Source organism: Mycobacterium sp. 1245801.1 (assembly GCF_001673055.1).
Taxonomy (GTDB): Bacteria; Actinomycetota; Actinomycetes; order Mycobacteriales; family Mycobacteriaceae; genus Mycobacterium; species Mycobacterium europaeum_A.
This window is the reverse complement of record NZ_LZKY01000161.1, coordinates 1-23,787: the sequence shown is the minus strand read 5'-3', so window position 1 is coordinate 23,787 and position 23,787 is coordinate 1. Positions and strand designations below refer to the sequence as shown.

The window sequence follows — 23,787 nt, the reverse complement described above, 5'->3', positions numbered from 1 at the left end:
AACGCGGTGGTCTCCTCCAGCTCGAGCTGCGGGCCGATTTCGCGGGTGTAGGCGATGAAGTCGTCGGTGACCTGGTGCAGCGCCACCTCGGTCACGTCGAGGCGATGGGCGAAGATCAGCTGCAGCAGCAGGTCGAACGGGCCCTCGAAATTGGTCAGGCGGACTTGGAAGCCAGCCCCGTAGCCGTTCTGCTGTGGCGCCTCACCGGTTGCGGCCGCGTTCACGCGCCGAATCGGTCGATGAATTCGCGGGCCAGCGCGCGATAGGCGATGGCGCCGGTGGAGCGCGGGGCCCACGTGGTGATGGGTTCGCCGGCGACGCTGGTCTCCGGGAATCGCACGGTCCGGGTGATGACGGTGTCGAACACCAGGTCACCGAACCGCTCCACCACGCGGGCCATCACCTCGCGGGAGTTGACCGTCCGCGGGTCGTACCGGGTGAGCAGGATCCCGCTGATCTCGAGCTTCGGGTTGAGCCGGTCGCGCACCTTGTCGACGGTGTCGGTCAGCAACGCCAGGCCCCGCAGCGAGAAGTATTCGCACTCGGTGGGGATCACCACGCCGTCCGCGCAGGCCAGCCCGTTGACGGTGAGCAGGCCCAGCGACGGCTGGCAGTCGATCAGCACGTAGTCGTAGCGGTCCAGCACCGGGTGCAGCGCGCGGCCCAGGGTCTGCTCGCGGCCCACCTCGTTGACCAGCTGGATCTCGGCGGCCGACAGGTCGATGTTGCTGGGCACCAGATCCATGTGCTTGACCCGGGTCTGCAGCAGCACGTCGTCGATGGACACCCGCGGCTCGACCAGGACGTTGTGGATGGTCTTGTCCAGCTCGTAGTGCGGGACGCCCAGGCCCGCGGACAGCGCGCCCTGCGGATCCATGTCCACCAGCAGCACCCGGCGGCCGTATTCGGCCAGCGCGGCGCCCAGATTGATGGTGGACGTGGTCTTCCCGACGCCGCCCTTCTGGTTGCACATGGCGACGACTTTGGCCGGGCCGTGCGAGGTGCGCGGCTGTGGCTCCGGGATCGCCCGCGGCGGCCGCCCGGTCAGGCCGAGCTCGACGCCGTTGTCCGGCTGCTCGGTCATGGCGGGGGTGTTCGGGAGGTGAACATCGTCGGAAAGTCTAACGGGTTCGGCGCGCGAAACCCGGCGACCCGCAGGCAATTAACCAGCCAATATGGGCAAAAATCGGTGGTAGAACGCACATCCCGACAGCCTATTCACTTCAGTCACATGTGCACCAATTTCCGGGGGGTGATGCGACGTCGAAACGCGCTAGCACCGGCGCTAGCGCTGTCGCGGATGACCGATAGTCACCGCCGGCGGCCGCGAGGCCGGCCGGCCGACACCGCCACCGGCCTATGGTGGCGGCTATGAACCTGAAGCGACGGATACCTCTGCTGCGGTGGTCGGTCTGGCGCATGGCCGCCGGGAATCGCAACATCATTACCACGGGCCAGATCGGTGACGGGCGCGAGGCGGCCGCCGTCGAGTACGTGCTGCGCAACGCCCGGGCCGGCGACATCGACGACGTGCTGGCCACCATCGACAAGTTCGCCTACGACAAGTCACTGCTGATCAACGTCGGCGACGAGAAAGGGCAGCTGCTCGACGCCGCGGTCCGCCGCGCCGATCCCGCGCTCGCGCTCGAACTGGGCACCTACGTCGGCTACGGCGCCCTACGCATCGCCCGGGCCGCCCCGAAGGCCAAGGTGTTCTCCGTCGAGCTCGCCGAGGCCAACGCGGCCAACGCCCGACAGATCTGGGCCCACGCTGGGGTCGCCGACCGGGTGACGTGTGTGGTCGGCACCATCGGCGACGGTGGGCGCACCCTCGACGCGCTGGCCAACGAGCATGGATTTACTTCTGGCACCTTGGATTTCGTGTTCCTGGACCACGACAAGGACGCCTACCTGGACGACCTGAGGAGCATCCTGGACCGGGGCTGGTTGCATCCGGGGTCGATCGTGGTCGCCGACAACGTCCGGGTGCCGGGCGCACCGAAGTACCGGGAGTACATGCGCCAACAACAAGGCCAGCGGTTCAACACCGTCGAGCACAAGGCGCACCTCGAATATCAGACCCTGCTGTCCGACCTGGTGCTCGAGTCCGAGTATCTCGGCTGAGCGGCCCGGTGCGACAACGCTATTGGGCCCGGGGATGGGCTTCGGCCCACACCTCGCGCAGCGCGTGCACCGTCACCATGGTGTAGATCTGCGTCGTCGTCACCGAGGCATGGCCCAGCAGCTCCTGCACGACGCGCACGTCGGCGCCGCCCTCGAGCAGGTGGGTGGCGAAGGAATGCCGCAGCATGTGCGGCGACACCCCGGAGGTGATCCCGGCGCGCTCGGCCGCGTCCTGCAGCACCTGCCACGCGCTCTGCCGCGACAACCGCCCGCCGCGCACGTTGAGGAAGATGCCCGGCGTTCCGCGCCCACGACGCGCCAGCTCCGAACGGCCCCGCACCAGATAGGCGTCCAGCGCGGCGACCGCCGGACGCCCGATCGGCACCAGCCGTTGCTTGCCGCCCTTGCCGCGCAACAACACCGAGCGGGCGTGGGTGTCGACGTCGTCGACGTCGAGGCCGACGGCCTCGGAGATCCGTGCGCCGGTGGAGTACAGCAGTTCCAGCAGCGCCCGGTTCCGCAAAGTCAGCGGGCCGTCGGCCGGGCTCTCGCCGCCGGCGGCCTCCAGCAGCGCCAGAACCTGGTCGATCGTCAGGCTTTTGGGCAACCGGCGCCCCGGGGTGGGCGGGCGGACCGCGCGCGCCACGTCGAGTTCGGCCAGCCCTTCGGCGGCGGCGAACCGGTGCAGCCCGCGCACCGCGATCAGCGCTCGGGCCGCCGACACCGCGGACAGCGCGGCGGCCCCGGTGTCGGGATCGCCGCGGCGCAACGCCACCAGGAATTCGCTGACGTCGTTCTCGCCCACCTTGGCCAGGTCGTGAATTCCCCGGTCCGACAGGTGTTTTGTGTAGCGGCGCAGGTCGCGGCTGTACGAGCTCAGGGTGTTGGCGGCGACGCCGCGCTCGATCGTGAGGTGGTCAAGGTAGCCCTGCAACTGGGTGTCCAGCGCCACCGTGGTCATTGTGCGGCCTTGCGCGCGGCGAACGCCGTCGGCCTGTCGATCCACTCACTGTCCACCGGACGCGGCTGCGCAAATCCCTCGGTGACCGCGTGCGCGGCCAGAATCCCGGCAATGGCAATGGAATTCACCACCTCGCCGCTGAACACCAGCCGGGCCGCCTCGGCAATCGGAAACCAGCGCAGCGTCATGTCGGCTTCCTCGTGATGCGCCTCGGGCCGATCCACCGCGCTCAGCCCGGTGGCCAGGTAGATCCGCACCGATTCGTCGCTGAATCCGGGGGCGGAGTTCAGATCGGCCAGCACCTGCCAGGTGTCCGCCCGCAGGCCGGCCTCCTCCTGCAGTTCCCGGGCGGCCGTGTGCTGCGGCTCCTCACCCGCGACGTCCAGCAGCCCGGCGGGCAGCTCCCACAGCCGCCGCCCGAAGGCATGCCGGTATTGGTAGACCATGGCGATGTGGTTCTCGGCGTTCAGCGCCGCGATGGCGACCGCCCCGTAGTGCTCGACGACTTCACGCACCGCGATGGTGTCACCGGGCATCCGCACCCGGTCGCTGCGCAGCGCGAAAATCTTTCCGGTGTACAGCGTTTCGGATGACGCCGTGGAGAATTCGTGTTCAGCCACGGGTCGCGGGCTCAGGTATCGGCCGCGCAGCGCTGTCCCGGTGCTGGATGCCGTTCGACGACTGCTCCGGGATCTCCACCGGCAGCAGCTCGCCCGCTTTGTAGTCGATGGCCGCGCCGACGAAGGCCACGAACAGCGGGTGCGGCCGCGTGGGCCGGCTCTTGAGCTCCGGGTGCGCCTGGGTGCCGACGATGAACGGGTGCACGTCCGGCGGGTATTCGACGAACTCCACCAGATGGCCGTCCGGAGAGGTGCCGGAGAACTTCAGGCCGCTCTCGGCGATCTTGTCGCGGTAGGCGTTGTTGACCTCGTAGCGGTGCCGGTGCCGCTCGGACACCTCCGTGGCGCCATAGGCCTGAGCCACAATCGATTCCGGCTCCAGCACCGCCGGGTAGGCGCCCAGCCGCATGGTGCCGCCCAGGTCGGCCTCGCCGGCGACGATGTCGACCTGGTCGGCCATCGTCGAAATGACGGGATCGGGTGTCTCGGGGTCGAATTCGGCCGAGTTCGCCTCGGCCAGACCGGCCGATCGGGCCGCCTCGATCACGATGCATTGCAGGCCCAGGCACAGCCCCAGCACCGGCAGCCCGCGCGACCGTGCGTACCGAATGGCGCCGATCTTGCCCTCGATGCCACGGATGCCGAAGCCGCCGGGGATCAGCACGCCGTGCACGTCGCCCAGCGCCGACGCGGCGTCGGCCGCGCTCTCGCAGTCGTCGGAGGGCACCCACACCATCTCCACCTTGGCGTGGTGGGAGAACCCGCCCGCGCGCAGCGCCTCGGTCACCGAGAGGTAGGCGTCGGACAGGTCAACGTACTTGCCCACCAACGCGATTCGCACCGTCTCGTGCGGCTCGTGCACCCTGCGCAGCAGGTCGTCCCATTCGGTCCAGTCGACGTCGCGGAACGGCAGGCTCAGCCGGCGCACCACGTAGGCGTCGAGTTCCTCGCGGTGCAGCACCTTCGGAATGTCATAGATCGACGGCGCGTCCGGCGTGGAGATGACGCCGTCGATGTCGACGTCGCACATCAGCGCGATCTTGTTCTTCAGCGCCTCCGGGACGGGACGGTCGCAACGCAGGATCAGCGCGTCCGGGGTGATACCGATGCTGCGCAGCGCGGCCACCGAGTGCTGGGTGGGCTTGGTCTTGAGTTCACCCGAGGGGGCCAGGTAGGGCACCAACGAGACGTGCAGGAAGAAGACGTTCTCCCGGCCGACATCGTGACGCACCTGCCGCGCGGCCTCCAGGAAGGGCTGCGACTCGATGTCGCCCACGGTGCCGCCGATCTCGGTGATCACCACGTCGGGCCGGTTGCCCTGGGCGTCGGGCTGGGCCATCGACATGATGCGCCCTTTGATCTCGTCGGTGATGTGCGGAATCACCTGGACGGTGTCGCCGAGGTATTCGCCGCGGCGCTCCTTGGCGATGACCGTCGAATACACCTGCCCGGTAGTGACATTCGCCGAACCGGACAGGTCGCGATCCAGGAACCGCTCGTAATGCCCGACGTCAAGGTCGGTTTCGGCGCCGTCCTCGGTGACGAAGACCTCGCCGTGCTGGAACGGGTTCATGGTGCCGGGGTCGACGTTGAGGTACGGATCGAGCTTTTGCATCGTCACGTACAACCCGCGGGCCGTCAGCAGCTGGCCAAGGCTGCTGGCGGTCAACCCCTTACCCAACGAGGAAGCGACGCCCCCGCTGACGAAGAGGTGCTTGGTGGCGGATTGCGGATGCTTTCGCACAGGCGACCTCCGTGAAGACGGGCAGGGCGTCAAAATTGTCTAGCGAATAACTAGATGGGCCTGCCGACCCACGGAAACCCACCCTAACATCCACCGCGCTGTGCCGCGGCTAACACGCCCGCTACTGAGGCACCGTGATCGACGTCGCCCCGTGACCCGTGCCGTACTGCCCGGCGTGACCGCCGTTCAGCAGGTCGTGCAGGCCCAGGACCGCGGTGATGCGACCGGGCGCGGCGTCGACGTCGTCGACGGTGCTGATGGCCGAGTTCATCCCGGCGTCCGCGCGCGTCACCGCGACGGCGGCGCCGCCGGTCGCCGACCCGTCGCGCCCGGCCAGCAGGGTGCCCGAGCCGTGCGGGGCCAGTGCGGCCGAGAACCGGGCCACGCTGACGCCCCTGTTGCCGGCGTCCTGGGGTAGCGAGCCGCCCGTGACGACCAGCGCGGCGTTCGCCGCGCCCATGTGGTCGGTGGCCTGATAGGTGATGAAGCCGGTGTCGCGCAGCGCCGCCAGCACGGTGTTGCGCGCGACGTCGTCCACGGCGGGCACCGCCGGGTTGGCGTTGGCCAGCAGCGCGATGCCCATCAAATCGCCCGCCTGCGAGCCCTGGTCGACCAGCTTGGTGCTCAGCTGTTGGCCCGCGGGCAGCACCGAAGAGTTCACCACCGTCTGCAGCTTCTCCGCGGAGTTGGCCTCGACGAACTCATCGGTCAGCGACACCGTCCCGGTCACCGTCCCGCCGGCCTGACCGATGAACTTCGACACCGCCGCCACGTCATCGTCCTTGGCGTCGGGGGTGCGGAACACCACCACCGACTTGCCGCCCAACGCGTCGTGCACCATCCGACCGGCCAGTTGGGTGTCGAAATTGTTTGCCGCGCTTAGCTTTTCGTTCAGTACATTCTTCTGGTCGTTGAGCCCGCTGATCTGGGTGGTCAGGTCCCGCTTCTCGTCGCGCAGGCTGGACAGCAAGGTGTCCGACAGGAAGCCGGAGCCCAGCACCACGCCCACCGCCAGCGCCAGGAAGACCGCGGCCAGCGACAGGGCGTGTTGACGCAAGGAGATCATTTAGGTGACCCACCTCTGCACCATCGCGCACAAGTGGTTCCAGTAGTCGGTGACCCAGTGCAGCACCACGCCGTCGGTGCGCGACACCCACAGGGCGACGATGACGGCGATCAGCATGGTCAGCGCCAGCAGCGCGATGGCGCCCGCCGAGATGTGGTTGCGGTACAGGGTGGCCACGGCCTTGGCGTCCACCACCTTCTCCCCCACCCGCAGCCGGGTCAGGAAGGTCGACGGGTTGCTGTGTGCGCGGGTGCGGTCGAAGAACGTCTCGATGTTCGCGGTGTGGCCGGCCGTCACCAGCAGCGCGGCGCCGTGGTGGTCGGCCAGCAGCAGCGCCAGGTCGATCGCCGAGCCCGCGGCGGGGAACGTCATCGCCCCGACGCCGAGGTCCTGGATGCGCTCCAGCCCGGGCGCGTGCCCGTCGGCGTCGGCGGGCAACACGACCTGGGCCCCGCACTTGAGTGCGTCGGTGCTGATCTGGTCGGGGTCGCCGACGATCACCTGCGGGCGGTAGCCCGCCTTGCGCAGGACGTCCGCGCCGCTGCCGACGCCGATCAGCGCCGGCTGATACTCCTTGATGAACGGCTTGAGCGAGCGCAGGTCCTCCTCGGCGCTGGGCTCGTCGGCGACGATCACCACGTGCCGGCGGCGCAGGTCGACGTCGACGTCCGGGATGCCGATGCCGTCGATCAGCAGCGGGCTCTCGCTCTTGATGAACTCGATGGTGTTGCCGGCGAAGGCCTCCAGGTGCGCGGACAGTCCGCTCTTGGCCTCGCGCATCAGGTCGGCGATGTCGTGGTCGGTGCGCTCGGTGCCGCGGACCAGCCGGCGGTCGCCGGCGTACACCCCACCCTCGTGCAGGCGGATCTTGGCGCCGTCCTTGACCTTCTTGAAGATGTCCGGGCCGGCCTCGTCGATCAGCGTCACCCCGTTGTTGACCAGCACCTCGGGACCCATGTTCGGGTAGCGGCCCGACACCGACGGGGAGGCGTTGACGACCGCGGCGATGTCGGCTTCCACCAGCGCGTCGGCCGTGATGCGGTCCAGGTCCAGGACGTCGAGCACGACGATGTCGCCGGGGCACACCCTACGGAGCAGTCGGTCGATGTTCCGGTCAACGCGGGCGGTGCCGACGAGGCCCGGCCGGGCGGGGTTACGGGAGAGCAGGCCTGACATCTTCATGGGGGCGATTCTGTCCGCGAAGGGTGGGCGAGGACGGGAGGCGCGCCGTAACATCAGCCTCAGAAGTTATCTAGAGTCCCACGAGTCACATCTGTATTACGCGTTCCGGACGGTTAGATCTCATCCTTCTGCGCCGCCTCGAGCAGTTCGCGGGCGTGCGCGCGGCCGCTGTCGGATTCGCCCAGCCCGGCCAGCATCCGCGCCAGCTCGGCCACCCGCTCGTCGTCGGCGACCCGCCGCACCACGCTGGTCCCCTTCGGCCCGGCGCCATGCACCACCAGGTGCACGTCGGCGTAGGCCGCGACCTGCGGCAGATGGGTGACGACGATGACCTGGTGGGTGCGCGCCAGCCGCGCCAGCCGCCGCCCGATCTGCACCGCCGCCCGGCCGCCCACGCCGGCGTCCACCTCGTCGAACACCATGGTTGTCCCAGCCGCCGAGGCGGCCAGCACCACTTCCAGCGCGAGCATCACCCGGGACAGCTCGCCGCCGGAGGCGCTCTTGGCCAACGGCAGCTGGTCCATTCCACGGTGCGCGGCGAAGCCGAACTCCACCCGGTCGACGCCGTCGGCGCCGGCCCGGGCCAGCTCGCCCGACGGCAGCACCAGCGTGGCCGTGTCGTCGGCGGAGGACGCGGTGTCCGGCACCACATCGACGGCGACGTCGATGCTGAATTGCGCGTCGGCCATCGCCAGCCCGGACAGCTCGGCGGTGACCTCCTTGGCCAGCCGCTTGGCGGCCTTGCGCCGAATCGTGCTGAGATCGACCGCGGCCCCGGCCAATTCGCGCGCGAGCTCGTCGACCCGGCCCGCCAGGGCGGCCAGCCCCTCCTCCGAGACGTCGAGCTGGGCCAGCCGCTGTCGCGACTCGGCGGCCCAGGCGAGCACCCCGTCGATATCCGCGGCGTACTTGCGGGTCAGCGTGCGCAATTCCGCCTGCCGGGCCAGCTTGGATTCCAGGGCGCTGGCATCGGCCGGCAGCTCGTCGAGGAAGCCGCCCAGTTCGCCGGCGGCGTCGACGACGACGGTCAGCACCTCGTCGAGCTGGCCGGCCAGCGCCACCAGCTTGGCGTCGCCCGTGGATTCCAGTGCGGCCCTTGCCTTTCCAAGGCTGTCGGTCGCGCTGAACCCGGACCCGTCCGCCTCATCCGAGGACAGGGCCGCCCGGGCGGCGGCCGCCGCCTCGCGCAGGGTGTCCAGCTCGGAGAGCCGCACGATCTCGGCGACCAGGGCGTCGTCCTCGCCGGGTTGCGGGTCCACGGCGTCGATCTCGTTCAGCGCGAAGTTCAGCCGGTCGGCCTCCAGCGCGAGCTCGCGCATCCGGTGGCGGCGGTCCAGGAGGTCGCGCCGCGCGGAGAGCCAGGCGTCACGCAGTTTGCAGTAGCGCTCCAGCGCTGGGCCGGCCTTCGCGAACCGGTCCAGCGCGCCGCATTGCTCCTCGGGCCGCATCAGGCGCAGCTGGTCGTTCTGCCCGTGCAGCGTCAGCAGCCCGGCGGTGAAGTCGCCCAGCGACTTGGCCGGCACGCTGCGGCCGCCGAGGTAGGCACGCGACGGCCCGTCCCGGCTGACCGAGCGCAGCGCGATCACGCTGCCGTCCTCGTCGCGTTCGGCGCCCGAGGCGTCCAGCATCTCGTCCAGCTTCACCACCACGGCCTCGTCGAGATCGGTTGTGGTGAAACGGCCTTCGACCACCGCACGATCGGCGCCGGACCGCACCCGGGTCGCGTCCGCGCGGGCACCGCCGAGCAGGTGCAGCCCGGTCACCACCATGGTCTTGCCGGTTCCGGTCTCGCCGGTCAGGACGGTCAGGCCGCGGTCGAACTCCCCGACCGCGGCGCTGATAGCACCGAGCGACTCGATGCGGATTTCGGTCAGCATTCAGTCAGCACCTGTGCAAGAGCAGTCAGTTCCCGCGCCACCCGGTCACCGGCAACCGGAACTTGCGCACCAACCGGTCGGTGAAGGGGGCGCTGTCCAGCCGGGCCCATTTCACCGGTGTGTCGCAACGCTTTACCTCCAGCCGGCTGCCCGCGGGAATCAACATTTCGCGGCGACCGTCGCAGAACACCAGGGCGTCGTGCCCGTCGGCCTCGATCTCGATCGCGATGGTGGCGTCCGGGCTGGTCACCATGGGCCTGCCGAACAGCGCGTGAGCGTTGTTGGGTACCACCAGGATTGCCTCGAGGTCCGGCCACAACACCGGCCCGCCGGCGGAGAACGCGTAGGCGGTGGACCCGGTAGGCGTCGAGACCAGCACACCGTCGCAGCCGAACGCCGAGACCGGGCGCCCGTCGATCTCGAGGACCACCCCGAGCACGCCGAGCCGCGGACCCTTTTCCAGGCTGACCTCGTTGAGCGCCCAACCGTGCACGGAGACGTCACCACCCTGGCGGACCATGACGTCGAGCGTCAGGCGGTTCTCCACCCGATAATCTTGTGCGACAACGTGTTCCAGCACCCGATCGATGGCCTCGGCCTCCGCCTCGGCCAGAAAGCCGATGCGGCCCAGGTTGATGCCCAGCACCGGGATGTTGGCGTTGCGCGCCAGTTCGGCGGCCCGCAGGAAGGTGCCGTCACCCCCCAACGCCAACACCAATTCGCAACCCTCGGCGGCCTGGGGGTCGGCGTTGACCACCTCGATCTCGATGCCCAGCGCGCGCATGTCGTCGGGGGCCAGGTGCAGCGGCCCCTTGTCGACCGCCTCGGCGGACAGCACGCGAAGCCCGATCCCGTTGTCGCCCAGCACCTTCTGTACACGTCGCGCGGTCTCGGTGGCCTCGTCGCGGCCGGTGTGGACCACCATCAGGACGGTGCGGGGAGCATCTTCGTTCACTGTGGCCCGCTTTCCACGGCGTGGCGCACCGCCGTCGCCAGGTCGTCGCCGCCCAACGGCCGATCGGTCTGGGCGCGCAGCCGCAGGAAGTACTCGACATTGCCCGACGGCCCCGGCAGCGGGCTGGCGGTGACATCGACGGTGTGCCAACCCAGCTCGCTCGCGCGGCGGGCGACCGCCAGCACCGCGTCGGCGCGCAGGACCGGGTCGTGCACCACACCCCCGGCGCCGACCAGGCCCTTGCCCACTTCAAACTGCGGCTTCACCATGGGAACGATATCCGCGTTCGGTGCGGCACATCCAGCCAACGCCGGCAATACCGTGGATAGCGAGATGAACGACAGGTCGGCCACCACCAGGTCGACCGGCCCGCCGATCGCCTCGGGCGCCAGGTCGCGGACGTTGGTCCGCTCGACGACGACCACCCGCGCGTCGCTGCGCAGCGACCACGCCAGCTGGCCGTATCCCACGTCGACGGCGACCACTTCGCTCGCGCCGCGATCCAGCAGCACTTCGGTGAAGCCGCCTGTCGACGCGCCGGCGTCCAGGCAGCGACGGCCCGCGACCGCGATCTCGAAGGCGTCCAGGGCGCCGATGAGTTTGTGCGCCCCGCGCGAGACCCAGGCCCGCTCGCCGTCCTCGGCGACGGTCAGGGCGGCGGTGACGGCGACGGCGGTGCCCGGCTTGCGCGCCGGCATCCCGTCGATGCTCACCTTCCCCGCGCCGATCAACTCCGCGGCCTGCTGACGTGACCGGGCCAGGCCGCGCCGGACCAGCTCGGCGTCAACCCGGGCGCGTCGAGACATCCGCGCACTCAGCCCTTCTCCGCCGACTCCAGCGCGGCCAGCAGCACGTCGTGCGCCTCGGACAGGCGGCGGGCGATCTCTTCGAGCTCGTCGAGTGACGGCACCTGCTCGGGGTCTGCACCGTCCCCGGGCTGCGGCAACCGGGCGAGCAGGGCGTCGATTTCAGCGCGAATCTGATCGGGATCGATAGTCATCGCGTTCCTACGCTAGTCACCCGTCAGTCGGTGCGCACCAAAGACCAGCGCCCCAGCGCGGCGCGGGCGTCGTCGTCACCGGCCTCGATGCGCACTTCGCCGGAACCGGAGCCGGAGCCGGAACCGGAACCGGAACCGGAACCGGACCGCGCGTACACCGCGGCGGCCACCGCGCGAACGATCGACAGGCCGTCCCCGTCGTCCGACCCGTCGGCGCTGACGGTGATCGCGGTGTCGGCAACGTCGATCCGCCAGCCCGGCTGCGGCCCGACCTTGAGCCGCTCGCCGTCGGCGTGCAGCGCACGCAGGTCGTGGCCGATGTAGGTGGGGCGCCGGGCGGGCTCGGCGTACACCGCGTCCCGCACGGAATTGACCCCGGTGAGCACCATCAGGCTGGGCAACTCGGCGGCGTTGGCGCCCTCGATGTCGGTGTCGAGGCGGTCGCCGACCACCAGGGGGGCGCGAAAGTCGCCGCGGGCCGCGGCGTCGCGCAGCAGTCCGGGCGCCGGCTTGCCCGCGACCTGGGGCTCGCCGCCGGTGGCCGCCCGCAGCGCGGCCACGAACGATCCGTTGCCGGGCAGCAGCCCGCGCTCGGTGGGCAGGGTCAGGTCGACGTTGGACGCCACCCAGAGCGCGCCGGCCCGGATGGCCAGCGCCGCCTCGGCCAGCTCCGGCCACCCGAGGGTCTGGGACAGGCCCTGCACGACGGCGGCCGGGTCGTCGTCGTAGCTGCGCACCGGGCGCAGTCCGACGGCGGTGACCTCGTCGGCCAGGGCGTCGGTGCCCACGATCAGCACCGGTGCGCCCGGCGGCAATTGGTCGGCCAGCAGCCGGGCGGCGCTTTGCGCGCTGGTGGCGACGTCGTCGGCGACGGCGGTGAAGCCCAGCTCGGTCAGGTGCGCGGCCACCTCCTCGGCGCTGCGCGAGGCGTTGTTGGTGACGAAGTACGCGCGGCTGCGCACCCGCGCCAGCGCCTGCACCGCGCCGTCGGTGGGCCGACGGCCGCGAAACATCGTGCCGTCCAAATCGATGAGCAGGCAGTCGTATTGCTGCGCAAGGGTTTTGGGTTGTTCGGCGGGCATGTCAGCCGAGTTCACTGACCCGGTCTTCGGCGTCGGTGACACCGTCGACGTCCGCGGCGGCGGAGCGCAGGAACCATTGCAGCGCCTCGTCGGCGCGGCCGAGCGCCAGCAGCGTGTCCGCGTAGGCGTAGAACAGCCGCGCCGCCGTGCTGCCGGTGCGGCCCGGATCCAGTTGCGGCGTGGACAACACGGTCAGCGCCTGTTCCAGCTGGCCGAGGTCCGCGCGCGCCCCGGCCGCGACGATGCGCAACTCGTCGGCGTCGTCCCCGGACAGTTCGGCGGCCTCGGGCCCGCGCGCGAGCTCGATCGCCCGCTCCGGGCGGCCAAGTCCGCGTTCGCAATCGGCGATCAGGGCCAGCAGCGGGGACTTGCTGCCCATCCGGCGGGCCGCACGCAGTTCCGCGAGCGCCTGCGACCAGTCGCCGCAGTGGTAGGCGGCGATGCCGACCGCTTCCCGAATGGTGGCGAGCCGGCTGGACCGGGCGCGCGCCGCCCGGGCGTGGCTCAGGGCGGCCTGCGGGTCTTCGTCGAGCAATTCGCCCGCGGCCACCAGGTGGCGCGCCACCGCGTCGGCGGTGGCGCGGTCCAGGGTGCTCAGCTCGCGGCGGATGTCGGGTGCCAGCTGCTTTGCCTCCACTCCGGGCGGTATCGGCGGGCCGCCCTGCGGCGCGCGCTCGGCCTGGCCGTCGCGGCGTCCGGCGCTCTGCGGCTGGACCGGCCGCGCACGGCCCGGACCCGACCAGCCGTTGGATGCCGGCCGCCCCCGCCGCTCGCCGCGCTGTCGTTGCCTGTCGTCGACCACGCTGCCGAGAATACGGGCAGCGCCACGCCTAACTTTGCAGCCGGTTGCCCAGCAGGGGCGCGATCACCGCCGGACAGTAGGTCGCGATCGCGACGATGGTGAACCGGCCCGCCATCTCGTACGACATTCCGTTGCCCTCGGCCATCCTGGACGTCACCTCGTCGAACGACCCGCCGGGCTCGAACAGCATCGGGCACACCGACTGCCCCATCGCCATGGTGCTGGTCGGCTGCGTGTAGGCGATCCCGGCGTTCGTCAGCGCCGACAGGAAGGCATTGCCCAGCATGTCCGCGCGGATGGGTGCCGACAGCGCCGCGGCCAGCGCCACCAGGCCGGCGATCACCCCCAGGATCCGCAGGGCGGTGGACCGCACACGCGTCGCGAAAATCACCGTGACAACAGTGGTCGCCCACGGTCACGTCGACGACACGGGGAGGTAAAGATCTGTGCACGCACGCGTTTTGCGGCGCCCCCCGGCGGCCGGTCGGGCTAGAGCTTTTCGACCCCGGCCACCGTGCGCTTGCCGCGGCGCAGCACCAGCCATTTGCCGTGCAGGAAGTCCGACGGTTGCGGCGCCCATTCCTCGCTCTCGATGCGGACGTTGTTGACCGAGACGCCGCCCTCGCCGAGCGTGCGACGCGCGGCCTTGCGGCTCTCGGACAGGCCGGTGGCGACCAGCAGGTCCACGATCCCGTCCGGGCCACCGGGTTTGAGCTCGGCGACCGAGGTCTCGCGCAGCGCCGCCGCCAGCGTGGCCTCGTCCAGCCGGTCCAGCTCGCCCTGCCCGAACAGCGCCCGGCTGGCGTGCTCGACGGCCTCGGTGGCCGCCTCGCCGTGCACCAGCACGGTCAGTTCGCGCGCCAGCCGCCGCTGGGCGGCGCGCTGCTGGGGACGCTCGGCGGTCGCCTGTTCCAGCTCGCCGAGCTCGTCGGCGGTCAGGAAGGTGAACCAGCGCAGGTAGCGGACGACGTCGGCGTCGGCGGTATTGAAGAAGTACTGGTACCAGGCGTACGGCGTGGTCAGCGCCGGGTCCAGCCACAGGCTGCCACCGCCGGTGGATTTGCCGAACTTGGTGCCGTCCGCGGCCGTCACCAGCGGCACCGTCAGCGCGTGCACCGAGGCGGACAGCTGCTGGCGCACCAGCCGCACGCCGGCGATGATGTTGCCCCACTGATCGGAGCCGCCGATCTGCAGCGTGCAGCCGTACCGCCGGTGCAGTTCGACGTAGTCGTTGGCCTGCAGGAGCATGTAGCTGAACTCGGTGTAGGAGATGCCGTCGCCGTCGAGGCGCCGCCGCACGGTGTCGCGGTCCAGCATGACGTTGACCGAGAAGTGCTTGCCGAGGTCGCGAAGGAACTCGATCGCCGACAGCGGGCGGGTCCAGTCCAGGTTGTTGACGACGATCGCGCCGGTGGGCGAATCGTCGAAGTCGACGAAGCGCCGCAGCTGTCCGCCGATCCGCTCGGTCCATTCGGCGACGGTGTCGGCCTCGTTGAGGGTGCGCTCGCCGACGTCCCGCGGGTCGCCGATCATGCCGGTGGCCCCGCCGGCGAGCACGATCGGGCGATGGCCGGCGCGCTGGAAGCGGCGCAGCGCCAGCAGGGGCACCAGGTGCCCGGCGTGCAAGCTCGGCGCGGTGGGGTCGAAGCCGGCGTACACCGTCAGCGGCCCGCGCTGCGCTTCGGCGGCCAGCGCATCGAGGTCGGTGGACTGCGCGATCAGGCCGCGCCAGCCCAGCTCGTCGATGATGTTCTCGCCCATGTCCAAGATCCTTTCACCCCAGATCGGTTCGGCTAGTCGCTGGCGCCCGGCGCCGCGGCGCGGGGACTGCGGCGGTAGGCCGAGACCTCCGGGCGCCCGGGCAACCACAACCGCCACGGCCGGTCGGCGGCCTGGCTGACGCCGACCCGGGGGCCGGCCGTCGCGGTCAGCGGTTCGTGCAGTTCCAGGCGCACCGGGCTGTCGGGCGCGAACAGGTCGATGCCGTTGTCCTCCATGGTGATTCCCATGGCAGCGCACAGGTTGCCCGGGCCGCGCGCCAGGGCCGCGGTGTGCACCAGCTCGCCGCGGCGGGCGCGGGCGACCTCGGTGCCGTCCTCGATGGCGGCGGCGCGCAACAGGACCGCGGCGGCGGTGCCGTCGGGCCCGCAGGACACGTTGGCGCAGACGTGGATCCCGTGGCTGCGGTAGGTGTAGAGCCGCCCCGGGGGCCCGAACATCACGAAGTTGCGGGCCCGCAATCCCTTGTACGAGTGGGCGGCGGCGTCGGGCCACGGACCGTCGGGAACTCCCCCATACGCCTCGACCTCGACGACTAGCCCGCTCACGCCCCGCGCGGTCAGGGTGGCGCCCAGGAGCCGGCGCGCGGCCTCGACCGGGTCGACTAACAGCTGGGCCGCAGCCGTGCCTTCGCGAAATCGTCCTCGAGCCTCGACCACATCAGATCCTGAATCCTCTTTTCTTAACCCAACGAACCTACCGGCAGTCCGGACGTGGCAGTATCCCGGTGTCCCGTGACCCCAGGGCCGCGAGAAGGAGCCCACCTGATGCATGCGATCGATCCCGCCGCCACCGCGTGGCTGCTGGCCAGCACCGCACTGGTTCTGTTGATGACCCCCGGCCTGGCCATCTTCTACGGCGGCATGGTCCGCACCACCGGCGTGCTCAACATGATCATGATGAGCTTCATCTCCATACCGCTGGTGACGGTGGCGTGGCTGCTGGTGGGCTACACCATCGCCTTCTCCGAGGACGGGGTCGGCGGACTCGCCGGCAACCTCAGGCATTTCGGCATGCTCGGCATCACCCCCGACACCGTGCACGGCACGGTCCCCGAACTGCTCTTCGCCACGTTCCAGTTGACCTTCGCGATCATCACGGCCGCCCTGGTCAGCGGGGCGATCGCCGACCGCGCCAAGTTCGCCGCCTGGATGGTGTTCGTCCCGGTGTGGACGATCGCGGTGTATTCGATTGTCGCGCACTGGGTTTGGGGGTCCGGCGGCTGGCTGGCCAAGCTCGGCGTGCTCGACTATGCGGGCGGGCTCGTCGTCGAGATCGTCTCCGGGTCTTCGGCGCTGGCGCTGGCGCTGGTGCTCGGGCCGCGCATCGGGTTCAAGAAGGACGCCATGCGGCCGCACAACCTGCCGCTGCTGTTCGTCGGTGTCGGGCTGCTGTGGTTCGGCTGGTTCGGGTTCAACGCCGGTTCCGCCTTGGCCGCCAACGGAACCGCCGCGGCCATCTTCCTCAACACCCTGGTGGCCGGATGCCTGGGCATGCTCGGCTGGCTCTCGGTCGAACAGATCCGCGACGGCCGGCCCACCACGTTCGGTGCGGCGTCGGGAGTGGTCGCCGGCCTGGTCGCCATCACCCCGTCCTGCGGCACCGTCAACACGCTCGGCGCGACCGTCGTCGGACTCGCGGCCGGCGTCGTGTGCGCGTTCGCGGTGGGCGCGAAACTGCGCTTCAACTATGACGATTCGCTCGACGTGGTGGGCGTGCACTTCGTCGGCGGCGTGGTCGGTGTGTCGTTGATCGGCCTGTTCGCCACCGCGGTCATGACGGCGGGCCCGCGGGGCCTGTTCTACGGGGGCGGCTTCGGCCAGTTGGGCAAGCAGGCGCTGGCGATCGCGGTCGTCGCCCTCTACGCGTTCACGATGACGTTCGTGTTGGGCAAGGCGATCGACCGGCTGATCGGATTCCGGGTCAGCGCCGAGGACGAGACCACCGGCGTCGACCTCACCCAGCACGCCGAAACCGCCTACGCCGAGGGCGTGCACGGGCACCTGCCGCAGCGCCGCCCCGCGACCGGCGAGCGCTTCAACTAGGCCCGTCGGCGCGGCGCTAGCGGCCGTGCCAGCCGTTTAAAACTCACTACGGCGACGGAACCGCGACCCCTCGCGCCGTCGTCGGCAGCCCTTGACAACCCGGCGCGACGCGACGATTATTCATCGCATGATGAGTTCATCCCGTGATGAATTAATTGCCGGCCCCGCGGAGCCGGCGGTGCGCATCGATCACCTGCGCGTCATCCGCGGCAAACGCCCGGCCCTGCACGACTTCTCCGTGCAGATCGCCCAGGGCAGCATCACCGGCCTGCTCGGACCGTCGGGCTGCGGCAAGACCACACTGATCCGCTGCATCGTCGGCACCCAGATCCTCACCAAGGGCACCGTCACCGTGCTCGGCAAAACCGCGGGCAGCGCCGAACTGCGCCACCGCGTCGGTTACCTGCCGCAAGACCCGACGATCTACAACGACCTGCGGGTGGTGGACAACGTCCGCTATTTCGCCGCGCTGTACGGGTTCGACGGCCAGGCCGCCGACGCCGCCATCGACCGGGTGGGGTTGACCGATCACCGAACCGCCTTGTGCGCCAACCTCTCCGGGGGTCAGCGCACCCGGGTGTCGCTGGCCTGCGCGCTGGTCTGCCAGCCCGACCTGCTGGTGCTCGACGAGCCGACGGTGGGCCTGGACCCGGTGCTGCGCGCGGATCTCTGGGAGCAGTTCGCCGAACTGGCCCGCGGCGGGACCACGCTGCTGGTCTCCAGCCACGTGATGGACGAGGCCGATCACTGCGGCGACCTGCTGCTGATGCGTGACGGCCGGTTGGTCGCCCACACCACCCCAACCCAACTGCGAGAGGACACCGGATGCACGTCACTGGAGGACGCGTTTCTGTCCATCATCAAGCGCAGCACCATGCGCGAAGCGGGCTGACCCTGCGCGGCTACACCGCGACGACGGCGCGCATCCTGCGCCAGCTCGTCGGCGACCGCCGCAGCGTCGCGATGATCCTGTTGGTGCCGGTCCTGGTGATCACGCTGATGTACTTCATGTTTGAGAACGCCCCGCACCGCCCGGGCGGCCCGACCCCGTTCGACAACGCCTGCCTGATCCTGCTGGGCCTGTTCCCGTTGTTCGTGATGTTCATCATCACCGCGATCACCATGCAACGTGAACGGGCCTCCGGGACGCTGGAGCGCATTCTGACGACGCCGCTGCGGCGCCTCGATCTGCTGATCGCCTACGGCACCGCCTTCTCCGTCGCCGCTGCGGCGCAAGCGATTCTGGCGTGCATCGTCTCGTTCTGGCTGCTGGGTTTCGACACGGCGGGCAGCCCGGTCTGGGTGTTCGTCATCGCGATCGTCAACGCCGTGCTGGGCGTCGGCCTTGGCCTGCTCTGTAGTGCGTTCGCCCGCACCGAGTTTCAGGCCGTGCAGTTCATTCCCCTGGTAATGGTGCCGCAGCTGTTGCTGGCCGGCATCATCGTGCCGCGGGCCCTGATGCCACACTGGCTGCAATGGATCAGCAACGTGCTGCCGGCCAGCTACGCGCTGGAGGCCTTACAGCAGGTGGGTGCCCACCCGGACCTGACGTTCATCGCGGTGCGCGACATCGTCGTGGTGCTGGGCTTCGCCCTGGCGGCGCTGTGCCTGGCCGCGGCCACGCTGCGGCGGCGGACGCCCTAGTGGCGATCGCAAGCGCGGCGCAGCCGGGCGCGGCGGGTCGCCACGGAGCGGTAGTGGCGATCGCAAGCGCGGCGCAGCCGGGCGCGGCGGGTCGCCACGGAGCGGTAGTGGCGATCGCAAGCGCGGCGCAGCCGGGCGCCTGGTGACGGCCACCAGCGCCGGGCGCCGGCGGCGGGGGCGGCCGGCCGGTGTCTCCGACAGCCGCGACCGCATCCTGGCCAGCGCGCGAGAGCTGTTCGCCAGCAAAGGAATCCGTAACACCTCCATACGGGCGGTGGCCGCGGCGGCGGGCGTGGACTCGGCGCTGGTGCACCACTACTTCGGCACCAAGGAGCAGCTGTTCGCCGCGGCCGTGCACATCCCGATCGACCCGATGGAGGTCATCGGCCCGCTGCGCGAGGTGCCCGTCGAGGAGCTCGGCTACCGGCTGCCCTCAATGTTGTTGCCGCTGTGGGACTCCGAGATCGGTGCGGCGTTCATCGCCACGCTGCGATCGATCCTGGCCGGTTCGGAAAGCAACCTGTTCCGCACCTTCATCGAGGACGTGATCGCCGTCGAAGTCGGCAGCCGCGTGGACAATCCGGCGGGTAGCGGAACCCTGCGCATCCAATTCGTGGCCTCGCAGCTGGTGGGCGTGGTGATGGCGCGCTACATCCTGGCACTGGAGCCGTTCGCGTCGCTGCCGCCCGAGCAGGTCGCCCGGACCATCGCGCCGAACCTGCAGCGCTATCTCACCGGGGATCTGCCGGATGGTCTTGTGCCATGATCCGCGCGTGCTCGTCGTCGCCGACGTCGCGGGCCTCGTCGATCAGCAGCACCGGGATGCCGTCCTCGATGCGGTAGGCGCGCCGCAGCCTCGGGTTGTAGAGCAGTTCCTCGCCGACCAGCACCAGCGGGCCCCGGTCGTCCGGGCACACCAGGATGTCGAGCAATGCCCGGTCAATCATCGTCACCTCGATACACGGCGCTCAATTCCGCCCGCACGGCGGGCGTCAACCTACGGTACTGCTCGCTGGCGGTGTCGAAATACCAAGCCTGGCGCCCGGACTTGGGAATCCCGGCCGCCCGCAGCGCGCTGACGGTGGGACGGTAGGTCGCGCTCAGGTTCATTTCCGGTATGACACACACGATGTCGGGTCCCAGTCCGATCGGCAGGTCCGCGAAGGCTTCGGTCAGATCCGCCGCGGTGATGCTGGCCCCGGGCAACAACGTCACGGCCGACACCGCGACATCGAGGTTGCCGAACGGCACGTTGTAGGTGACCGCGAGGTCGACACCGTTGATGCACCCCAGCGCGTCGGTGACCGGCTCGGCATAGACCAGGCCGCGCGCGGTGTGCACCACCGAGCCGCGCCGGCCCGCCAGCCAGTAGTCGCCGTCGTCGTCGCGATAGAACAGGTACTCGGTCGATATCCAGGTGTCGCCGGCGGCGAAGACGCCGCGCTTGACCGAGGCGCTCGGATCGATCGGGCCGTTGGAGGCCGCGAGCAGGACCCCGACCTCCTTGGGTGCGGCGATCTGCACGAAGCCGCGTTCGTTCTCCAGGATCAGGTCGTGCTCGGCGTCGTAGGCGCCCAGCTCGATGCGCCCGGCGCCCGGCAGCGGTCGGCCCTTGCTGCCGACCTTGGCGCCGGACACGTTGGCCAGCACCGCCTGCCCGTCGGTGGTGGCGAAGAACTCGACGACGTGGGCCGGCGCGAACGCCTCGACGACGCGCCCCCACAGCCCGGTCGGCATGCCGGAACCGATGAACAGCCGCACCGGGTGATTGCCCTGCAGCACGAACGCCGGGTCGTCGACGATCTCGCGGAGCATGGCCCAGGTGTAGGACACCACCGTGACGCCGTACTGGCGCACCTCCTGGACGAATCGGTTCCGGTCCAGGCCGCGCGACAGCGCGATGCGGGTGCCGCCGACCACCGCGCCGCCGAGGCTGACCAGCAACGCCGACTCGTGGTGCAGCGGCGTCAGGCAGTAGACGGTGTCGCGGCGGTCCAGGGCGGCCGTCGAGGCGGTGCCGAAGGCCGACACCGCCCAGCGGTAGTTGGTGATCTGCCTGGCCACCAGCTCGCCGCCGGCCGCGGTGAACGCGATGAACGCCAGGTCCCGGGCCAGTCCCGGGTTGGGGCGATACCAGCCGGGCAGGTCGACGGCGTCCGGGTCGATCTGCTCCATGTCGATGACGTCGGAGTCCTCGGGCAGGTGCAGGTCCCGCGACTCGCCGCCGCCGAGCACCAGCACCTGGCGCAGGCCTTGGCGGTCGGAGCCCAGCACCGCGTCGAGGTTGGTGGGGTCGGTCAGCAGCTCGGTCACTCCCCCGAGCCGCACCGAGGCGGCCAGGTCGGTGTCGGGCCGCATCACCACCGCGATGGCGCCGAGCCGGGACAGCGCGGCGATGGCCACCAGCGCGCTGGGCCGGGTCTCCATCAGCACGCCGACACGATCGCCCTGCCGCACCCCGACGTCGATCAGGCCGCGGACGACGTTGTTGACGCGCCGGTTCACTGCCTCGTAGGTATGCACGCGGCCGTCGAACAGCAGGAATTCGCCCTGCGGGGCGTCGTGGGCCTGCTCTTCGATGATGCGGCCCAGCGAGATTCGGGTGTGGTCGTTGATCTGGCCCAGGCGGACCAGGCGGGGCAGGGTCCGGGCCGTCTCGACGGCCAGGGTGCGCACGGACTTGTTGGCGGCGACGACGGTGTTGGCCGCGCCACGCGCGATGCCCAGCGCCGCCTCGGAGGCCTCCCCGAGGCCGTGCGCGATCCGGGAGCTGAGCGCCACCCCGCTGTCGGTGTGCTCCGCGGGCTGGTCGGCCATCAGGTCGATGCTGGTGGGTTTGTCGCCGCCGGTGGACAGCCACTTCACCCATTCGGCAACGGTCGGCCAACTGTGCTGTGCCGCTTTGGATCCCACGACCAGGCCGAAATGCCCTGTGCGGATGGTGTATTCGTAGACTTCGGCGTTGGGGGCAGCCCGCCGGATGCCGCGCACCGAGGCGGGCTGTCCGATGTCGTCGACCTCGCCGACGAACGCCAGCACGGGGCATGTGATGTCGGTGAGCGTCACCATCTGGCCGTTGACTGCGAAGCCGCCGGTCATCATCCGGTTGTGGGCGATGAACTGCTTGAGCAGCTCGGAGATCGCCGGACCCGACCACGCGATCCAGCCTTCGCGCTCGAGGAATCGGCGCTGCTGCCGCGCGGCAGCAGCGCCTCGCGGTCGTGCAGCTGGCGCAGGAAGTCCACTCGCGCCTTGGCGGTCTTGAGCGGGTCGAGCATCTGGAAGCCGGTGCGCGCCATCCAGCTGGGGATCGCCAGCCGGCTGAAGACGTGGTCGGCCATGAAATTGGCGGCGGGCGCCGCGAAATTCGCCGGGATGCCCATGGGCAGCGCGGCCAGCGTGTCCACCGGCGAACCGAAGGTGACGATGCTGGCGAGGGCCTTGGAACGCCGGTAGGCGGCGACCTGGTAACACCACATCCCGCCCTGGGAGTAGCCGACCAGGTGCACGTCGCTGCCGGTCACATCCTTGACGGTGTCGATGGCCTGGCCGAGCGCGACGATGTGGTCGGCCAGGGTGCGCCGCATGCCGCCTTCGACCTTGTCCGGCTCGCCGAAGTCGATGACCCAGGGGTCGATGCCCTGGGCGTGCAGGATGCCCACCGCGCCTTCCTCGCGCGTGACGTCCCACATGTCCGCCGACATCATCATCGGGTGCACCATCAGCACCGGCGGCCCGGCGGGTGACGGGCCGCGCCGGCTGTCCGGCGGAAAATACCGCCGCAGCTTGTACATCGGCACGCTCTCGACGATCTGCGACGGCGACGGCACGCTACCGGTTTCCAGGCCCCCCAGTCGCAAGACCTCCAGCCCGTTCTGCGCGGTAGCGATCAACCGCTCGACCGGTCGTGTGACCATCGAAAAATTGAGATCCACTGCTGCTCCCTGAGTCTTGACAGCTTGGACATCATGGCACATCAGGGCAGCTAGAAAGGCGGTGGTTCCCGTTAGAACGGTGGTGGATCCTCGTCGAACCCGTGCGTGGTGGGCCAGGCGTGGTTCGCCGGTGGGGCCGCTCGGGCCAGGCGTGCGTCGCGGTTGTGGCGGCGTTCGGTGGCCACGCGCGCGGCGCGGTCCTGGGCGCGGGTGCGGCGGCGTTTGGGCATCATCGCCGTCCGGTCGGCGCAGTAGTCGCGGGGCGGGTCGGCTTCGGTGGCCGATATCGCGCCGGTGGGCACGCACAGGCTGGGGAACAGCAACGCGCTGCCCGGCGTGGTGACGTAAGTGTGTCCCGCCGGTGAGGTCAGGATCAGGGTGCCGTCGGGCAGCTGCTGTTCGCGCCAGCCCCAAAACGTCTTGACCAAATGATGGGTGCGGCACAGCGCCTTGAGGTTCGACGCATGCGTCGGCCCGCCGTCGGCGTACGGGATCGTATGGTCGAGGTCGCAGTCCGTGGCCGGGCGGTCGCAGCCGGGCCAGCGGCAGGTCAGGTCCCGGCACCGCACGAAATCGGCCAGCGCTTTCGAAGGGATGTAGCCGTGCTCGGGGGCGGCCTCGCCGGGGTGGATCAGCGGGGAGAGTTTGGCCGTGGCGGCCAACTCGGCAACCAGTTCGGGGGCGATGAGCCCGTCGGCGCCCAGCTCTGATGCCGGCGCCTTAGCCACCCCGTCCAGCACCGAGCGCTCGGCGATCACGTGGATTACCACCGGACTCGGCGCGGGTCGTTTGCCGGCCGCGCAGTCGGCGCGCCCGCAGCGGCAGCCAAGCCGGTCCGCCCCGCATGCCAGCGCGCCCAAGGCATCAGCGCGGCGCTGCTCGCGGGTGCGCGGGTCGTGCTCACACACCGTGGCCGCCAACGCAGTCAACCGCCGGTCCAGCGCATGGGCGTCCGGGGCCAGCAGGGTGCC

Annotated in this window: 23 protein-coding genes and 1 pseudogene; 5 read left to right on the top strand and 19 right to left on the bottom strand. The window is 70.2% G+C overall.

Annotated features, from left to right (window positions below; all coding sequences use genetic code 11):
* Both A5622_RS10295 and A5622_RS10290 read right to left on the bottom strand, forming a co-directional pair.
* Positions 1 to 224 (bottom strand): segregation/condensation protein A (locus tag A5622_RS10295; RefSeq protein ID WP_197497903.1); only part of this gene is annotated, 224 nt, incomplete at its 3' end.
* The gene (locus tag A5622_RS10290; protein ID WP_066872253.1) at positions 221 to 1,084 is read right to left on the bottom strand and encodes a ParA family protein; all 864 of its coding nucleotides are present in this window, start codon (positions 1,082 to 1,084) and stop codon (positions 221 to 223) included. The genes A5622_RS10290 and A5622_RS10295, both read right to left, overlap by 4 nt.
* Before the next feature lie 287 nt (positions 1,085 to 1,371).
* Here A5622_RS10290 and A5622_RS10285 point away from each other — a divergent pair, with 287 nt between their 5' ends.
* Positions 1,372 to 2,124 (top strand): O-methyltransferase, encoded by a 753-nt coding sequence (locus tag A5622_RS10285; RefSeq protein WP_066878308.1) that lies wholly within the window; start codon positions 1,372 to 1,374, stop codon positions 2,122 to 2,124.
* A 19-nt stretch (positions 2,125 to 2,143) separates the two neighbouring features.
* On the opposite strand, the gene xerD is transcribed toward A5622_RS10285, so the two are convergent.
* The 14 genes from xerD to A5622_RS10215 all read right to left on the bottom strand — a co-directional run bounded on the left by xerD (position 2,144) and on the right by A5622_RS10215 (position 15,851).
* On the bottom strand, positions 2,144 to 3,085 hold the full coding sequence (gene xerD, locus A5622_RS10280) for a site-specific tyrosine recombinase XerD (RefSeq protein ID WP_066872248.1): 942 nt from the start codon (positions 3,083 to 3,085) through the stop codon (positions 2,144 to 2,146).
* The gene (locus tag A5622_RS10275) at positions 3,082 to 3,705 is read right to left on the bottom strand and encodes an NUDIX hydrolase (protein WP_066878306.1); all 624 of its coding nucleotides are present in this window, start codon (positions 3,703 to 3,705) and stop codon (positions 3,082 to 3,084) included. The genes xerD and A5622_RS10275 overlap by 4 nt, the downstream gene beginning before the upstream one ends.
* Positions 3,698 to 5,449, bottom strand: a complete 1,752-nt coding sequence (locus tag A5622_RS10270) for a CTP synthase (RefSeq protein ID WP_066878304.1) — start codon at positions 5,447 to 5,449, stop codon at positions 3,698 to 3,700. The genes A5622_RS10275 and A5622_RS10270 overlap by 8 nt, the downstream gene beginning before the upstream one ends.
* A gap of 121 nt (positions 5,450 to 5,570) precedes the next feature.
* A complete protein-coding gene (locus A5622_RS10265) occupies positions 5,571 to 6,515 on the bottom strand; it encodes a copper transporter (RefSeq protein ID WP_066878302.1) in 945 nt (314 codons plus the stop codon).
* Complete coding sequence (gene steA, locus A5622_RS10260) at positions 6,516 to 7,697, bottom strand: putative cytokinetic ring protein SteA (RefSeq protein WP_066872237.1); 1,182 nt, start codon at positions 7,695 to 7,697, stop codon at positions 6,516 to 6,518.
* Between the two features lie 113 nt (positions 7,698 to 7,810).
* Positions 7,811 to 9,574 (bottom strand): DNA repair protein RecN, encoded by a 1,764-nt coding sequence (recN, locus tag A5622_RS10255; RefSeq protein WP_066878300.1) that lies wholly within the window; start codon positions 9,572 to 9,574, stop codon positions 7,811 to 7,813.
* Positions 9,575 to 9,599: 25 nt separating this feature from the next.
* Positions 9,600 to 10,529 (bottom strand): NAD kinase, encoded by a 930-nt coding sequence (locus tag A5622_RS10250; RefSeq protein ID WP_082972497.1) that lies wholly within the window; start codon positions 10,527 to 10,529, stop codon positions 9,600 to 9,602.
* Positions 10,526 to 11,335, bottom strand: a complete 810-nt coding sequence (locus tag A5622_RS10245; protein ID WP_066878297.1) for a TlyA family RNA methyltransferase — start codon at positions 11,333 to 11,335, stop codon at positions 10,526 to 10,528. The genes A5622_RS10250 and A5622_RS10245 overlap by 4 nt, the downstream gene beginning before the upstream one ends.
* An 8-nt stretch (positions 11,336 to 11,343) precedes the next feature.
* Positions 11,344 to 11,529 carry a hypothetical protein gene (locus A5622_RS10240; protein ID WP_066872227.1) on the bottom strand — a complete coding sequence of 62 codons (186 nt, stop codon included), beginning with the start codon at positions 11,527 to 11,529 and terminating at the stop codon, positions 11,344 to 11,346.
* A 23-nt stretch (positions 11,530 to 11,552) separates the two neighbouring features.
* Positions 11,553 to 12,611: an HAD-IIA family hydrolase gene (locus A5622_RS10235; protein ID WP_066878296.1), complete on the bottom strand. Its 1,059-nt coding sequence runs from the start codon at positions 12,609 to 12,611 to the stop codon at positions 11,553 to 11,555.
* A gap of 1 nt (position 12,612) precedes the next feature.
* A complete protein-coding gene (locus A5622_RS10230) occupies positions 12,613 to 13,413 on the bottom strand; it encodes a tetratricopeptide repeat protein (RefSeq protein WP_231998297.1) in 801 nt (266 codons plus the stop codon).
* Between the two features lie 28 nt (positions 13,414 to 13,441).
* The gene (locus A5622_RS10225) at positions 13,442 to 13,804 is read right to left on the bottom strand and encodes a DUF732 domain-containing protein (protein ID WP_066878294.1); all 363 of its coding nucleotides are present in this window, start codon (positions 13,802 to 13,804) and stop codon (positions 13,442 to 13,444) included.
* Positions 13,805 to 13,902: 98 nt separating this feature from the next.
* Positions 13,903 to 15,174, bottom strand: a complete 1,272-nt coding sequence (gene tyrS, locus A5622_RS10220) for a tyrosine--tRNA ligase (protein WP_066878292.1) — start codon at positions 15,172 to 15,174, stop codon at positions 13,903 to 13,905.
* Between the two features lie 32 nt (positions 15,175 to 15,206).
* On the bottom strand, positions 15,207 to 15,851 hold the full coding sequence (locus A5622_RS10215; protein WP_066878290.1) for a DNA-3-methyladenine glycosylase: 645 nt from the start codon (positions 15,849 to 15,851) through the stop codon (positions 15,207 to 15,209).
* Positions 15,852 to 15,959: 108 nt separating this feature from the next.
* Here A5622_RS10215 and A5622_RS10210 point away from each other — a divergent pair, with 108 nt between their 5' ends.
* The 4 genes from A5622_RS10210 (at position 15,960) to A5622_RS10195 (ending at position 19,647) form a co-directional block, all read left to right on the top strand.
* A complete protein-coding gene (locus A5622_RS10210) occupies positions 15,960 to 17,237 on the top strand; it encodes an ammonium transporter (protein ID WP_066870534.1) in 1,278 nt (425 codons plus the stop codon).
* A gap of 127 nt (positions 17,238 to 17,364) precedes the next feature.
* On the top strand, positions 17,365 to 18,129 hold the full coding sequence (locus tag A5622_RS10205) for an ABC transporter ATP-binding protein (protein ID WP_066878288.1): 765 nt from the start codon (positions 17,365 to 17,367) through the stop codon (positions 18,127 to 18,129).
* A 2-nt stretch (positions 18,130 to 18,131) separates the two neighbouring features.
* Positions 18,132 to 18,881, top strand: a complete 750-nt coding sequence (locus A5622_RS10200) for an ABC transporter permease (RefSeq protein WP_232002299.1) — start codon at positions 18,132 to 18,134, stop codon at positions 18,879 to 18,881.
* Between the two features lie 142 nt (positions 18,882 to 19,023).
* Positions 19,024 to 19,647 carry a TetR family transcriptional regulator gene (locus A5622_RS10195; protein ID WP_066878286.1) on the top strand — a complete coding sequence of 208 codons (624 nt, stop codon included), beginning with the start codon at positions 19,024 to 19,026 and terminating at the stop codon, positions 19,645 to 19,647.
* Here A5622_RS10195 and A5622_RS10190 read toward each other — a convergent pair.
* The 3 genes and pseudogenes from A5622_RS10190 to A5622_RS10180 all read right to left on the bottom strand — a co-directional run.
* Positions 19,613 to 19,828, bottom strand: a complete 216-nt coding sequence (locus A5622_RS10190) for a Trm112 family protein (RefSeq protein WP_066870523.1) — start codon at positions 19,826 to 19,828, stop codon at positions 19,613 to 19,615. The two genes, A5622_RS10195 and A5622_RS10190, sit on opposite strands and share 35 nt — an antisense overlap.
* Positions 19,821 to 22,858, bottom strand: a pseudogene (locus A5622_RS10185) (acyl-CoA synthetase). The gene A5622_RS10190 and the pseudogene A5622_RS10185 overlap by 8 nt, the downstream one beginning before the upstream one ends.
* Before the next feature lie 29 nt (positions 22,859 to 22,887).
* A partial coding sequence (locus A5622_RS10180; RefSeq protein WP_156752909.1) for an HNH endonuclease signature motif containing protein occupies positions 22,888 to 23,787 on the bottom strand: 900 nt, incomplete at its 5' end.

What these genes read in the sequence shown, in the direction of transcription:
- A5622_RS10290 (WP_066872253.1), bottom strand. Translation starts at nt 1,084, where the DNA reads ATGACCGAGCAGCCGGACAACGGCGTCGAGCTCGGCCTGACCGGGCGG.
- A5622_RS10285 (WP_066878308.1), top strand. Translation starts at nt 1,372, where the DNA reads ATGAACCTGAAGCGACGGATACCTCTGCTGCGGTGGTCGGTCTGGCGC.
- xerD (WP_066872248.1), bottom strand. Translation starts at nt 3,085, where the DNA reads ATGACCACGGTGGCGCTGGACACCCAGTTGCAGGGCTACCTTGACCAC.
- A5622_RS10265 (WP_066878302.1), bottom strand. Translation starts at nt 6,515, where the DNA reads ATGATCTCCTTGCGTCAACACGCCCTGTCGCTGGCCGCGGTCTTCCTG.
- steA (WP_066872237.1), bottom strand. Translation starts at nt 7,697, where the DNA reads ATGAAGATGTCAGGCCTGCTCTCCCGTAACCCCGCCCGGCCGGGCCTC.
- recN (WP_066878300.1), bottom strand. Translation starts at nt 9,574, where the DNA reads ATGCTGACCGAAATCCGCATCGAGTCGCTCGGTGCTATCAGCGCCGCG.
- A5622_RS10245 (WP_066878297.1), bottom strand. Translation starts at nt 11,335, where the DNA reads ATGTCTCGACGCGCCCGGGTTGACGCCGAGCTGGTCCGGCGCGGCCTG.
- A5622_RS10240 (WP_066872227.1), bottom strand. Translation starts at nt 11,529, where the DNA reads ATGACTATCGATCCCGATCAGATTCGCGCTGAAATCGACGCCCTGCTC.
- A5622_RS10235 (WP_066878296.1), bottom strand. Translation starts at nt 12,611, where the DNA reads ATGCCCGCCGAACAACCCAAAACCCTTGCGCAGCAATACGACTGCCTG.
- tyrS (WP_066878292.1), bottom strand. Translation starts at nt 15,174, where the DNA reads ATGGGCGAGAACATCATCGACGAGCTGGGCTGGCGCGGCCTGATCGCG.
- A5622_RS10210 (WP_066870534.1), top strand. Translation starts at nt 15,960, where the DNA reads ATGCATGCGATCGATCCCGCCGCCACCGCGTGGCTGCTGGCCAGCACC.
- A5622_RS10205 (WP_066878288.1), top strand. Translation starts at nt 17,365, where the DNA reads ATGATGAGTTCATCCCGTGATGAATTAATTGCCGGCCCCGCGGAGCCG.
- A5622_RS10190 (WP_066870523.1), bottom strand. Translation starts at nt 19,828, where the DNA reads ATGATTGACCGGGCATTGCTCGACATCCTGGTGTGCCCGGACGACCGG.